Consider the following 14,304-nt stretch of genomic DNA (forward strand, 5'->3'; position numbering starts at 1 on the left):
ATTGTTTAAAGACAGGTGCAAAAAGTGTCTTTTAATAACAGAAGGGGTGATTATTATTACAACTAACAGTGTAGAGGTGAATGAGAACGGCAAGTTTTCCAAGTTTCTATCTTTGATTGAAAGGATAGGTAACAAGTTACCAGACCCATTTATTCTTTTTTTCTATCTAACTCTTGCATTAACGATAGTTTCTTGGATTTTAAATTTCTTCCAAGCAGAGGTCATCCATCCGAATACTCAGGAAACGGTTGTAGTTAAGAGTATTTTGTCAGGGGAAGGTCTGCAGTTTATTCTAGCTAATACTCTTACAAATTTTACTAGTTTTGCTCCACTTGGTCTAGTACTGACGATCATGTTGGGAATTGGATTAGCTGAAAAAGTAGGCTTGTTAGAAATGCTTATGAAGCGTGCAATTGTTAACACACCTAAAAAAATTATTACCTTTGCTGTATTCTTCATTGGTATTTTAGGAAATATTGCTTCAGATGCTGCTTTCGTAGTAATTCCGCCATTGGCTGCCTTAGTTTTCTTATCGGTCGGAAGACATCCTCTTGCTGGTTTAGCTGTAGGGGTAGCGAGTACCGGCATTGGTTTTACAGCAAATGTACTTATTGCTGGTACGGATGCATTACTTTCCGGCATTTCCACAGAAATTGCTAAGGGAATAAATCCCGACGTAATAGTAACACCTTTAGATAATTGGTTTTTTATGAGTGCCTCTACGTTTTTACTCGCAGCTGTAGGTACGATTATTACTGAAAAATATGTTGAACCGCGCCTTGGTACTTATACAGGGGAGCAACAAGCGTTTACAAAAGAAATTAGTCCTCTGGAAAAGAAGGGCTTACGTAATACGCTAATTGCTGCCATTATTTTTATTGCCATTGTAGTTATTGGTATGCTAATTCCGAATTCACCACTTTTAAATGAGGATGGCACTCTTTTACGCTCTCCATTTTTGTCAGGAATTGTTCCAATATTATTCTTGTTCTTTGTAACTGTTGGTATTGTATATGGCGTTTCTATTAAAAAAATACAATCCACAGCTGATGTACCTAAAATTATGACAGAGGCTATTGGTAGTTTGTCTGGTTACATAGTGTTAATCTTTATGATTGCTCAATTTGTTGCCTATTTTAACTGGTCTAATATAGCCATTTGGTTAGCCGTCAATTGTGCGGATATTTTGAGTGCACTCAATATGACGAATATTTTTGTCATTGTATTATTTGTTATTTTGGTTGCATTTCTAAGTTTATTTATCATCAGTGGTTCGGCATTATGGGCACTAGTTGGTCCAGTGTTTATCCCAATCTTTATGCTATTAGGGTATCATCCAGCGTTTATCCAGCTTGCTTACCGTATCGGGGAATCCTCGACGAACATGGTGACTCCCCTAAATCCTTATTTTGCGATTATCTTATCGTTTATGCATATTTATGATAAGAAAGCAGGAATTGGTACGCTTATGTCGTTAATGATTCCATATACGATCATCTTCTTAATCGTATGGATAGCTCTAATGTTAGTTTTTGCATTTTTCGGAATTCCGATTGGACCAGGAGTGTCTTTATATTTATAAATAAATGAATGAGGAGTGAACGTATTGAATTTATTTACAATCCCTTCTAATTCATTGAAGCAAATGATTGCATGGAGAAGAGATTTTCATAAGTATCCGGAGGTAGGCTGGACGGAGTTTCGTACAGCCTCAATTATCGCCTATGAACTGCAGAGTTTAGGCTTTCAAGTGCAGGTTGGAAAAGAAGTGGTTTCGGAGGAGCGCATGGGTGTCCCTTCAGAGGAAATTTTGACGAAGGTTTATGAAAGTGCTAGAACGAATGGCGGATATATTGGATTTATAGACAAAATGGTCGGTGGCTATACTGGAGTAGTAGGTACGATAGAAGGAACTAAAACAGGACCAACGATTGCCTTCCGTTTTGATATGGATGCTTTAGACATTTTGGAATCAAAAGAAGCAGGTCATGCTCCTGAGTTAAACGGGTTTAGCTCTACTCATGCTGGAAGGATGCATGCTTGTGGTCATGATGCCCACAGCTCGTTAGGCTTAGGACTGGCAACCATACTATCGCAAAATAAAGACAAGATAGAAGGTACCATTAAAATTATATTCCAGCCAGCAGAAGAAGGGGTTCGTGGAGCAAAATCGATGGTAGATGCAGGTGTTGTGGATGATGTCGATTATTTCCTAAGTATGCATGTTGGCACCGGTGCCCCTTTAGGTACAGTTATTGGGGGATCAAATGGGTTTTTAGCTACTTCCAAAATAGATGCAAAATTTACTGGGAAGGCTGCACACGCTGGAGCAGAACCTGAAAAGGGAACAAATGCATTATTGGCAGCAGCGTCTGCGATTCTTGGTCTCCATTCTATTTCACGACATAGCGGAGGAGCCTCTCGGATTAATGTAGGAACTTGTGTGGCAGGGGATGGCCGAAATATTATTCCCTCTCATGCCACATTGAAGCTAGAAACTCGTGGTGAGAATAGCGAGGTGCATACATATGTTCATGACCAGGCTATTTCTGTATTAGAAGGAGCAGCCCAAATGCACGGTGCAAACCTTTCCTATGAAATTGTTGGAGCCGCAAGAACCTGTTCGTCTTCAAGAGAATTGGCAGAACTTGTGATAAAGGCAGCCAAAGATGTGTCAGATGTAAATCAAACAATTCCAATTGCTGATTTTGCAGCTGGCTCTGAGGATGCGACATTCATGATGGAGCGTGTCCAACAAAATGGCGGTCTGTCCACTTATTCCATTTTTGGTACTACACTAGCAGCTGGCCATCATCATGAAAAATTTGATATCGACGAAGCGGTGCTACCCATTGCATTGCATACTTGGTTAGCTACAATCGAACAAATTTATCAACATGAAAGAAGGGGCGCTAATGATTAACATAGAAGATCAAATTGCTAGTTTAATAGAGTCATATCAAGAAGAAGTTATTCAATTGAGTGATCGCATTTGGGATATTCCTGAAACACGCTTTCAAGAATATGAATCGTTTAAGATATTGAGTAATTTTCTAGAGAGAAAGGGCTTTAAGGTAGAGCGTGGAGTAGGTGACATTGAGACAGCATTTACTGCTACCTATGGTGACGGTGGACCGGTCATCGGCGTATTAGGTGAATTTGATGCGTTGTCTGGTCTTAGCCAAAGAGCAGGTTCGCCAGTAAGAGAGCCACACATTGAAAACGGCAATGGCCATGGCTGTGGGCATAATTTATTGGGAACTGCAGGCATTGCCGCAGCCCTTGCTTTAAAGGATTTAATAAAAGAAGGCAGAGTGAAGGGAACGATTAAATACTTTGGATGCCCTGGAGAAGAAGGCGGATCAGGTAAGACATATATGGTTCGTGATGGAGTGTTTGAAGGAATTGATGCCGCTCTTACATGGCATCCAAATTCATATTCAGGAATATTTTCTTTTTCATCTCTTGCAAACTATCAGGTATATTTCTCGTTTGAAGGGAAGGCAGCCCACGCAGCAAACTCACCTCACCTTGGCAGAAGTGCTTTAGATGCGGTGGAGCTTATGAATGTCGGGGTTAACTATTTAAGAGAGCATATTATCTCAGAGGCAAAGGTTCATTATGCGATAACCAATTCAGGGGGAGCATCACCAAATGTTGTGCAATCAGATGCGGAGGTATTGTATTTAATCCGTGCCCCTCATTTAAAAGATGTGGAATCCATCTACCAGCGTGTTGTTAAAATTGCCGAGGGAGCTGCATTAATGACAGGCACCAAGATGACCGTGAAATTTGATAAAGCTTGCTCTAACTATATCCCTAACCATGCGTTGAATGTTGTAGTAAATGAAAAGCTACAGTACTTTGGCTTGCCTACTTATAATGAAGAAGAGATGGCATATGCTAAGGCGATGGCTGCAACGATTACTGCCGAGGAAGTGGAGGCTGCAGTGATTGATGCAGAAAAGCTTTCGGCATACACAGTATCGGAAGGATTTTATTCTGAGGAATCACCATTTTTCACTGAAATCATTCCTTATGTGAAAAATCGTGAGGTTATGCAAGGTTCTACGGATGTTGGCGATGTCAGTTGGATCGTTCCAACCGCTCAATTTTTCACGACTTGTTTTGTAGCAGGAACACCGTTGCATACATGGCAGCTTGTTTCACAAGGGAAAACCACTTTGGCACATAAAGGTCTCCTCAATGCAGGTAAAGTAATAGCAGCAAGTGCAGTGGAACTATTTGATAATCCACAGCTCATTGATGAAGCGAAGAAAGAATTGTTGAAGCAGGTAGGAGATGGGTACAAAAATCCTTTACCGGCAGATTTACGCCCAAGCGTCATATAAAATAGTAAAGCCCTCTGACAATTAAGTTTGTCATAGGGCTTTACATGTGATGATTTGGTGTTCGTTTTTATTTTATTCGAAAGTTCTGGGCTGCTTTACGACAATGCCTTTAAATTGGAATCACTCCTGGCTGCTTTACTACAATCAGAGCCTAGTTTACGACAATTGGTGGCTGATTTACTACAATCCGAGCCTATTTTACGACAATCGGTAGCCGGATTACTACAATCCCGCGGTACTTTACGACAATGCCTTCTTGTTGGGACAACTCCTCGCTGCTTTACTACAATCAGAGCCTAGTTTACGACAATCGGTGGCTGATTTACTACAATCCCGCGGTACTTTCCGACAATCCGTTCCAATTGTGACAAATCAGGGGGGATTTACGACAATCATAGATTAGTTTACGGTGGAAAAGCGATACAAGTAAATGACTTTGAGAATGGCTTTTATATTAGCCCCACAATCATTGAGTCGTCTAGTCATGATGATAATTATGTACAGGAAGAAATTTTCGGTCCTGTTTTAAGTGTTGTCCGCTTTCATTCAATAGAAGAAGCAATTGAGCTTGCCAATGATACGGAATATGGTCTCGTTGCGGGCGTATGGTCAAAGGATATTGACGTTGCTCATTATGTGGCTGCCCGTGTGGAGGCAGGTCAGGTGTTTGTAAATACATATGGAGCAGCTGGTGGTGTGCAGATGCCTTTTGGTGGCTATAAAAAGAGTGGGATTGGAAGAGAAAAAAGTCATTTAGCCGTTCAAAACTATGTGCAAATTAAAAATCTAGCAATTCATATAAAATTATAAAATGAAATAACCAATCTTCTGAGCAGAGGATTGGTTGTTTTTTATAGGGGAGAAAGATTATTTTTAAAAAGTCGGAACGATATACCTAAACAGATTGCTAGGATGCGAGATTTCACCTATTTAGAAATAAAAACAAATAGTGTAGAATGATTCATGCTTTGTCATACATAAGAAAAAGGAGAATAATTTAGCATGACAGGAAACACTCACATCATTGGCGGTCTTGCAGCAAGTCTTGCTATTTCACAGGTAACAGATTATGACCCAGTGCTTTTAGTAGTAGGGGGTGTAATAGGAGCTATTTTACCGGACATTTGTCACGGTGGAAGTAAGATAGGAAGAACTTTCCCTTTCTTGTCCAAAATTATTAACAAGATTTTTGGACACCGCTCCTTCACACACAGTCTGTTATTTATATTACTATTAGCTGCTATGATGAATTATTTTAGTTGGAATAAGGCAATCATGATGGGGATATCCGTTGGAGTAGCTAGCCATCTTATATTGGACATGGCGACAAAGAACGGAGTAAAACTATTTTTTCCATTAAAGGTAACAGTACGATTACCAATTACGACTAGAACAGGTAGTACAGTTGAAAGTATTGTATTTGCCGTATTATCGTTATTGACAGTTTACTTTGGATATGGAGCTTTTACTAATTACTTTTAATGGATTGTTATCTTTTAATAAACGAGTAAATATCTAATAGTAATTAAGCTTAATATACTGGAAAAAAAGATAGGCAACAAAAGTTAATAATATATCTTTCTCGTGAAGCCTAACAAATTACTTTAAATATCTGCTTACACAGGTTTGATTTAGTCAGAAACTAGTACCTAAAAAAGCAGAAGAATTATATTTGCCTAAAACTTAATGTACAAGACTCCACTTATAGCTTATGAGCTTTGGTGGAGTTTTTTGATAGTGAAAAATAATTCTTTTATTTTAAATCTATTTGTCTAGGTGACTTCCTTTCATAGTAAGGCTTTATCGTTCGGTTAACTTTATGGGCTAATAGTATGGAATATCTATTATTTTCATAAGTTTATTTGGGAGTAACATATATTAACTTAAGCGACAAACGAAAGGAAGGGAGAAATATTCAATGAGGGAAAAAATGAAAAGGATGACCGCTTCAGCAATGGTTGCTGCTTCTGCCATTGTTGTTGTGTCACCCACTTTGCAAGTGGAGGCTGCTATTAATATAAAACAGCTAGTGGTTGATGCCCAAAACGCAGGAAATGTGTTGAAATGGGCTATTTCTGTAGAAGGCTCTGCAGATGGAATAACTCAGCCATGGGAACAATTTAATAATGTTAAGCAAGCAATAGGAAATGCGGAGGCAGCAATTGCAAAGGAAAGCTTTTCAGAGAGATTGAAGTATGAATCTATGTTAATAGAGCCAAAAATTCAACTTCAGCGAGCTCAAGGTTATTTGGATGCTATTACGGCAAGCACTAAAATTCATGCCAAAACAAATGCACTTTCCTTAGCTGTACAGGCAAATAATTTAGAACAGGTGGAAAAAGCCTATCATGAAATGACTGCAGAATTCCGAAAGCAGACGATACTGTTAGATCGGGTTTATGGTCAGTCGACTCGTGATCGTATAAGAGGTGCAGTTAAAGGACCGGCTGAAAAGCTAATTGAAGAGTTAAAAAATGATGTGACGGTTCATATGCTAGCTAAGGGTGCAGAAGAGGATATGAGGAAGAACAGACATACAGAGGCCGCGAAAAAAATAAATGAGGCACAGGCCATTTTAAATGCTGAAACATTAAGATGGGAAAACAGCCTCCAGGCTAGAATAAATAATATCCAAACTATTTTACCGATTCAAGTTGTTTCTGTCTCTAGAGTGGATAACACAACTGTTCTTATTAAATTGAACCGGTCTATATCTTCGGTAAAGGCAGCTGAATTTACAGCTAATAATGGTATGACCGTTAGCAGTGCTACGTTAAGTGGCGATGGTTTTAGCGTTACATTAAAAACTTCCGTTCAACTTCCAGGCACGGCTTACACGATTAAATACAAAACTAGTTCAGTCAGTTTTACTGTTCCTGGTAATATTTCACCGATTTTTATTGGAGACCAAACTGTCCAACACAAAGAGACAACTGATGTTTTAGCGCTTACTGCTGCTTTTAATAACGCAAGTAACCAATCTATTCGGATTGATGTGCCAACTGGTCTCAAATTGATTTCTGTTAATGGAGTGGCAAATAACACCGCAGGATCTAAGTCAGTAAATGCAACTACTGATAATAATGGGGTAGTCAGCATTGTATTCACCGCTAAGGATACTAGCACTCCAGCTTTGGATAAGACAGTTTCCTTTCATAAAATCAGTAAAAATAAAGTAGTAGAATCTCAAACTTCAGGAGTATTTAATCTTTATTCTCCTGCAAAGGAAGCTGCAATTACCAAGAAAAAAATAAGGTATATTGACATTAAAAATAATTATTTTGTGTCTACGGAAGGGGTCAAATATAGCTGGAAGCTTTATAATGATATATTCCAAAATGAAGGAGTGAATATTTCCTTAGATTCATTTAAAGCAGAGCTTGATATTGGTGATGTGATTAACGGGACCTATCATTTGACATCCAGTTCATTATTTAATATTTCCGCTAATGTCTCTGTAGCCCCAGTCAAGCTGGATACTAAGTTTAACGTTAAAGCAGGAACATCTGGTTATCGTATTAACGCCAACAAAATGGAGTTAAAAGGCACAGCACAGCCAAACTACGAATTATTCTTTTTCCAAAATAATGGGCTTTCTATTGGGAAAGTAAAGGCTGATAGTAAGGGTAATTGGACATTTACTGCAAATGTAGAAACAAATTCGATAACTGATTTCTCCATTCTTCAGCAACCAGCCGGAAAAGCAATTCCAGCATTTGTTGGATGGGGGGAAGTAGCTTTAAGAGTGATAGAAGGACCATTCTCAATTGGAGAAGTAAGTGAAGGGAAAACTAAGGATAACGACCTGGATAACGAAAAGATTACGTTTACGTTAGCACCAATAAAGTATTTAAATGGGGCAGTTCTAGCCCAAGATCAAGCTACTATTTCCAAACAGGCATCCATAATAGTGGTTGATGCAGATGGTACAAAGGTGAAATATACAAACAGCCAAAACAAAACTGTCTTTGCCACAGAAAAAAATGCTTTCTCTATTGACTTTGGTCCGATCAATCCAAAAAGAAACGGAGAGCAACTAATAGACAAAGGCAAGGATGGCAAACTATCTGGTCCATTATCTATTGTATCAATTGAAGGTGTTACAAACGAATACGGTCTAATGCTCAAAACCAAAAACGGAGACCAAATCATCAACTACTAAACAACAATATTACAGGCTTGTATCAGGTGCCTGGCACCTGATACAAGCCTGTAATAATTCTATTTAGTTATTATTGTACGCGAGCAAAACCAAAGCCAGAAGCGTAGTCGTCTCCAGTTGCTGCTCCGTATCCGCCTTTAATGTCTACTGCTTTTGCTCTATTTTGTAAGTTTGAGCGTAGTTGAGTATGAGACCATGAAGGATTTTGTGCCCAAATTTTTGCAGCTAATCCTGCGACATGTGGTGTTGCCATTGAGGTTCCGCTAATTGTGTTGTACCCACCGTTATACCAAGTAGAGTATACAGCTGAGCCTGGAGCTGAGATTTCGATGTCACCTTGTTGGATGACATAGTCACCGTCTGTGGAAGTATATCCGCGAGAAGAATAGTTAGCTACGCGATAAGTTCCATTTTCTTGTGTATTTTCAAGAGCTGCTACCGCTACTGCATTGACTAAAGCACCTGGGTAACCGATTGTTCCTTGTGAGTACCCAGAGTTACCAGCTGCAGCGATGATTAAAACACCTTTACCATAAGCGTAGTTAACGGCATTTGATATTAAACTATTATTTCCAGAAGATCCTAAAGACATATTAATAACTGTTTTTGTTCCTGTAGAAGAAGCTTGATCTGCAGCGTGTCTGATTGCTGCTGCAATATCGTCCGAATAACCAGAACCGCTATCGCTTAGTACTTTGTATGCCCATAGGTCAGCAGCAGGTGCTACCCCATATACTCCACCTTTGTCACTTCCTCCATCTGCGAGAGCTGTTCCCGCAACGTGGGTACCATGACCATTCCCATCCGCACAGCTATTATTGATGACTGTAGTTGCTCCAGTAAAGTTTTTACATTGTTCTACTCTATTAGCTAAATCAGGATGGGCTACATTTGCTCCAGTGTCCAGTACGGCAATATTGATACCACTTCCTCCAGAAGTAGTAGTTAAACTACTATCATTATAAATAGCTTTAATGCCCCAAGGAACTTGCTGGGATGCTCTAGCAGAAATCTCGTTATCTGCTATTTCATTAATAGATGATTTTTCTGCTGGTAAATCTAGCGTTACAACAGGTACCTTTGTAACAGTAATATTTTTATTGTTTTGTAGAGCCTGGAACTGCTTTTCGTTCATATCGGTAGAAAATCCATTATCCGAAAGCTCCCACCTAACTTCATATTGGCTTGCTAGAGATGCTTTGGATGACTTGTTGTTAGTTTCTACATAAACTCTAAACTTTTCTTGGACGATTCCAGAATTTCTGTCCTCGCTAGAAGATGGTGTTTCTGCCACAGAGCTAGCTTGTACTGGTGCTGCTAGTGACCCTGCGATTAAGAGACTTGCGATTGCCATTTTTACTTTGCTCATCTGTGAAAACTCCTTTTCGTTTTAGTTTTGTAGTACAATAATAAAACTACCATATTTTGAATATTTTGTTTATTGGGAAATAATATTTTGCAATAATCAGGAGGGATACCATGAGGATTGGCTCTTTGATCAAATTTTATCGTACAAAAAGAGGGTTAACACAAAATAGTCTTGCCATGGGAATATGTTCCGTGCCTCATCTCAGTAAAATAGAAAACAATAGCAAGGAAGCAAATGTAGAGACAATCCGCTTGTTGCTTGAACGGTTAAGCATCGACTTACAGGACGTTCAAGCTAACGAATGGAATATTCTAGAATTATTAAAAGAGTTTTTAAGTCATATCCACTATTTAGAAGAGGAAAAGGCAAAGAATGCTTATAAGCAACTAGAAGGTTATAGAGAAATAATCGTTTTTACGGACTTTATCTATTTATATGAGCTTTATAAATTACGCTATTATTTATTAATAAATAACAGAGAAGCAGCAGATTATCAGTTAAAATGGCTCCATGCACAAAGGCAAAATTTTTCCCAATATGAGAAGTATTTACTTTTATACTTTGGTGCTTTAATTTTAATGTTAAGGGGGAGATATGAAGAGGCAGACAGGCAGCTAACGCGAATCATTCAAGATAAAGCAGAAATGGGAACATTTGAAGGCGAGATTTATTACCATCTTGCAGTAGTGAAGGGGCATGTGGATGAAGCTAGCCTAGCCATTATTTATGGCAAAAAAGCATTGCAATTTTATAGCAATCAATACAATTTTAAGAGAATCCTTCATACACTAATGTCACTGGCTATAAACTATTCACGTGCCAAAATTTTTAATGAGGCTTTGGAAACATATAATCATTTATTAAGAAGCATAGAGATGCTAAATCAGAAGCACTTGCTTCCAAAAATTTATCATAATATAGGTGATCTCCATCAACGTATGGGAGATTACAAGCAAGCTGTGGAATACTTTCAGAAAAGCGCCGCGATTATCCCCAAAGATACGGAAAATTATCTCCTCTGTTTATATAATTTGGCACAAACCCAGTTTCGTTTGGAACAATGGGATGAGTGCCGGGAGAGTTTTACATTATTGAAAATGGAGACGAAAAAACAGAAAGTCATACATTATCGTTTGTTCACAAACTTTTACTTGTTATTGTTAGATGATGAAAAGGAAAAGGCTATGCTTTTTTTAGAGGAAAAATTAGTACCTTATACAGCAAGGGTAGAGGATTTTAAAGAGGCCCACCATCAATTTTTAGTTATTTTGACAGATTACTATAGACAAGAAGGGAAGTTTGAAAAGGTAGTTCAGCTTACTAATCAATAGAGGAGAGTGTAAACCATGAAAAAATCAGTAAAGGCTTTGTTTTTGGCTACACTAACAGGTGTAGTGATTACACTGATACCGATTCATCCACCAATTGGATCTAGCGCAGCAAGTGATGTAGCATCCATTCCAATTCATCCGCCAATTGGTCACAGTTTTAGTCCAGATGATTCTAATTCCATTCCAATTCATCCACCTATTGGGTGAATTAAAAAAAGAGAAATCCTTTTGGGTTTCTCTTTTTTATATTAGTCTAGCTCCAGTTACGCAAAACCTTTCGCTAGTTTGATATTGCTTACTTAAAATTAACAACCGTGTAAAAGGATAGACAATGCAGCTACTTCAACAAATAAGTTAAATTTTGTACATAGCTATTAATGGTCAGATTGCCAATCATCATAGTAATCATTAGCATAAGCATAAAGAAAAGAACAATATATAAAAGGAATCCATACAATGGTTCAAAGCTTTCTTGTTTGCTCGTCAATATAGCGCTAATGATATAAAGGGGTATAAATAATATAGCCAAAATTAAACAAATAGTAAGAATCCCATTTCCAAAGGAAAATGATTTTAAAAACATAAGGATAAGGGATAGCGTTGCACCTATTAATAAAATTGGTAACTGCCCACCATAAAAGCTGATAATACTCTTAAAAGAATGCTGCGGTCCAAAAATAGTATTAATAAAAAATATCGAAAGTACCGCTATCACTACTAAAATAATGGTGACAAAATACATTTCTGTAAATGAAGATAGGAAGCTCGGTGGATTACTCCAATGTTGATTGATTGTAAATAAATAAATAGATATACAAAAAAGAGCTACAAATAATAGAATACTGACAACTGCATTTGAATAGTCACCTTCCCCTTTGCTGAATGCATGCGAAGGGCTTTTTAACTGGCGAATAAAGTAGCTACTATATTGCCTTGCATAATTCTTTAAAGTGGCTAAGTGATCTTTTGCTGCAACGGAGGGAATGCTTGTAGCGATTACCGATTCCTTGACAGCCTCTCTTTGATGTCTTAACAAATAATTACCACAACCTGAGCAATAATTCCCTACCACTTGATCATGACTACAATTTGGACATATCATCTTTTTCCTCCTATTTGATTTTAGTCTATAAACTTTGCAATTTCTTCGTTAAATTTCTCTTTTTCCTCGTAAAACAATCCATGACCGCTATATTCAAATGACACTAATGTAGAGTCTTTAATATAGACATGCATGAGTTCACCTAGTACATAGGGACAAATTTTATCCCATTTACCATGAAGGATGAGTGTTGGTACTTGAATGCCAGGGAGATCTCTCCTTAAGTCTTCGTCTCGTAACGTTTCAAGACACTTTGCTGTTGCGTGTCCGGAAGCGGTTAGGCATAGACTTTGAAACCAATGTTGGAAACTTTCGCTTAAGTAACTTTTAAAGAAGATGTCACTAAAATCCTGTACCATCCTAGGTCTATCACTATTAGTCTTGTTTAATAATTCATTTACTACTTCTACTGAGGTGCCATAAGGGAAGTCGGGCTGCATTGTGAAAACCGGGGCTGCTGCACCAGCAAGAGTAAGCTTATTTACTTGGTGTCCTTTATAACGGGACATATAACGGATAGCTACCGCTCCCCCCATCGAATGACCGACTAGAGTAATACTTTCTAGCTGAAGGGTGTCTATAATAACTCGAATGTCGTCTGCCATCCGATCGTACGAGTAGCTACTCCATGGATTGGAGGATTTTCCAAAGCCGCGCAAGTCAACGCCGATGCAACGATATCCTAGTACAGGGAGTTGGTTGAATTGATATTCAAACATTTGATGATTAGCTGGCCATCCATGAATGAATAAGATGGTTTTATTAGCGGAAGGATTGACATCCTCTATGTAAATATTCACACCTTTTTCAACCTTTACATAATATCCCATATAAGCCTCCCTTTTTAACCGATATATAAATATATGAAAGAATAGATATGGTTATTCTTTTGTGTGAGGTTCATGAAATACATAAAAGACAGATGGGGAGGGCTGCAATCATGTTCCACATAAATAAATTTCTTGAGAAGACGATGGCGTATTTTATTCCAATAAGTGTGGTTATCGGCGTACTGATCTCTGACTATATTGTAGATTTTGCTTGGTTAATACCTTGGATTTTCGCGTTCATGACCTTTGCCGGAAGTTTAAATTCAAACTTTGCTTCGTTTAAAGATGCTGTTTTACACCCGTTACCAATATTTGTTACATTAACTATTTTGCATATTATCATGCCACTAGTCTCACTTGGAATCGGTCATCTAATGTTCCCGGGAGAAACCCTAACTATTACAGGGATGGTCTTAGCCATGGCGATTCCTACTGGAATTACGAGCTTTGTATGGGTTGCAATTTCAAAGGGAAACAATGTGCTAGCACTGACTATAATTTTAATAGGTGCACTTCTTTCTCCAGTTATTGTTCCTCTAACGCTAGACCTCCTTGTAGGAGGAACTGTGGAAATTAATGCAGTGGGTATGATGCTTGGTTTACTTTGGACTATAGTTATCCCATCTATTGCAGGGATGATTTTAAACCAGGTGACCAAGGGGAAGGTAGTAGACATTTTAAGTGCCAGGCTATCACCATTTTCGAAATTAGGGATGAGTATTGTAGTCATGCTAAATGGTGCAGTTGTTGCTCCGTATTTATTGGAGGAGAACTATAGGTTAATAGGACTTGGAATAGTAGTAATTATTATTTCCATATTAGGCTATGTCTTTTCCTTTCTAGCTGGAAAGCTATTAAAACAAGAAAAAGTTACCGTTATCGCGATGACCTTTACGGGAGGAATGCGCAATATTAGTGCCGGTGTAGTGCTAGCAACTACGTATTTCCAACCAGCCGTAGCCATACCAGTAGTTCTTGGGATGTTGTTTCAACAAGTGCTGGCTTCTATTTTTAAAGGGTTTCTACAACGGTATTACGATAAGCTAGATCAACAAGAGGATTGAGTTCTAGCTTATCCTTGTACTTCATATATATTTTTGGACGATTGCCTTATTTGAGATGAAGAGTCCTATGTTTTCAAACGAATATAGCAAAATA

The 14,304-nt window shown here is 38.2% G+C and carries 12 protein-coding genes; 9 read left to right on the top strand and 3 right to left on the bottom strand.

Annotated features, from left to right (window positions below; genetic code table 11):
* Positions 1-46: 46 nt before the first annotated feature.
* The 6 genes from ACQKNZ_RS04125 (at position 47) to ACQKNZ_RS04150 (ending at position 8,514) form a co-directional block, all read left to right on the top strand.
* Complete coding sequence (locus ACQKNZ_RS04125) at positions 47-1,582, top strand: AbgT family transporter (protein ID WP_225321714.1); 1,536 nt, start codon at positions 47-49, stop codon at positions 1,580-1,582.
* Between the two features lie 24 nt (positions 1,583-1,606).
* Positions 1,607-2,923 carry an amidohydrolase gene (locus ACQKNZ_RS04130; protein ID WP_313955881.1) on the top strand — a complete coding sequence of 439 codons (1,317 nt, stop codon included), beginning with the start codon at positions 1,607-1,609 and terminating at the stop codon, positions 2,921-2,923.
* A complete protein-coding gene (locus tag ACQKNZ_RS04135) occupies positions 2,916-4,352 on the top strand; it encodes a M20 family metallopeptidase (RefSeq protein ID WP_427658291.1) in 1,437 nt (478 codons plus the stop codon). The genes ACQKNZ_RS04130 and ACQKNZ_RS04135 overlap by 8 nt, the downstream gene beginning before the upstream one ends.
* A 381-nt stretch (positions 4,353-4,733) precedes the next feature.
* A complete protein-coding gene (locus ACQKNZ_RS04140) occupies positions 4,734-5,162 on the top strand; it encodes an aldehyde dehydrogenase family protein (RefSeq protein WP_427658912.1) in 429 nt (142 codons plus the stop codon).
* 192 nt (positions 5,163-5,354) lie between these two features.
* Positions 5,355-5,834 carry a metal-dependent hydrolase gene (locus tag ACQKNZ_RS04145; protein WP_144537361.1) on the top strand — a complete coding sequence of 160 codons (480 nt, stop codon included), beginning with the start codon at positions 5,355-5,357 and terminating at the stop codon, positions 5,832-5,834.
* 436 nt (positions 5,835-6,270) lie between these two features.
* On the top strand, positions 6,271-8,514 hold the full coding sequence (locus tag ACQKNZ_RS04150; RefSeq protein WP_427658293.1) for a hypothetical protein: 2,244 nt from the start codon (positions 6,271-6,273) through the stop codon (positions 8,512-8,514).
* Positions 8,515-8,584: 70 nt separating this feature from the next.
* Here ACQKNZ_RS04150 and ACQKNZ_RS04155 read toward each other — a convergent pair whose 3' ends face one another.
* Complete coding sequence (locus ACQKNZ_RS04155; protein ID WP_154311357.1) at positions 8,585-9,883, bottom strand: S8 family peptidase; 1,299 nt, start codon at positions 9,881-9,883, stop codon at positions 8,585-8,587.
* A 110-nt stretch (positions 9,884-9,993) separates the two neighbouring features.
* Here ACQKNZ_RS04155 and ACQKNZ_RS04160 point away from each other — a divergent pair, with 110 nt between their 5' ends.
* Positions 9,994-11,214 carry a helix-turn-helix domain-containing protein gene (locus tag ACQKNZ_RS04160; protein ID WP_144537367.1) on the top strand — a complete coding sequence of 407 codons (1,221 nt, stop codon included), beginning with the start codon at positions 9,994-9,996 and terminating at the stop codon, positions 11,212-11,214.
* A gap of 15 nt (positions 11,215-11,229) precedes the next feature.
* Positions 11,230-11,421 carry a hypothetical protein gene (locus ACQKNZ_RS04165; protein ID WP_144537369.1) on the top strand — a complete coding sequence of 64 codons (192 nt, stop codon included), beginning with the start codon at positions 11,230-11,232 and terminating at the stop codon, positions 11,419-11,421.
* A gap of 130 nt (positions 11,422-11,551) precedes the next feature.
* Here ACQKNZ_RS04165 and ACQKNZ_RS04170 read toward each other — a convergent pair whose 3' ends face one another.
* The gene (locus tag ACQKNZ_RS04170) at positions 11,552-12,316 is read right to left on the bottom strand and encodes a Yip1 family protein (protein ID WP_144537371.1); all 765 of its coding nucleotides are present in this window, start codon (positions 12,314-12,316) and stop codon (positions 11,552-11,554) included.
* Positions 12,317-12,336: 20 nt separating this feature from the next.
* Positions 12,337-13,146 carry an alpha/beta fold hydrolase gene (locus tag ACQKNZ_RS04175; protein WP_427658297.1) on the bottom strand — a complete coding sequence of 270 codons (810 nt, stop codon included), beginning with the start codon at positions 13,144-13,146 and terminating at the stop codon, positions 12,337-12,339.
* Between the two features lie 107 nt (positions 13,147-13,253).
* On the opposite strand from ACQKNZ_RS04175, the gene ACQKNZ_RS04180 reads away from it, so the two are divergent.
* Complete coding sequence (locus tag ACQKNZ_RS04180) at positions 13,254-14,210, top strand: bile acid:sodium symporter family protein (RefSeq protein ID WP_144538228.1); 957 nt, start codon at positions 13,254-13,256, stop codon at positions 14,208-14,210.
* Positions 14,211-14,304 lie beyond the last annotated feature (94 nt).

The sequence above is a fragment of the Psychrobacillus sp. NPDC093200 genome, from assembly GCF_050280345.1.
In the GTDB taxonomy this organism is placed as follows: Bacteria; Bacillota; Bacilli; order Bacillales_A; family Planococcaceae; genus Psychrobacillus; species Psychrobacillus faecigallinarum.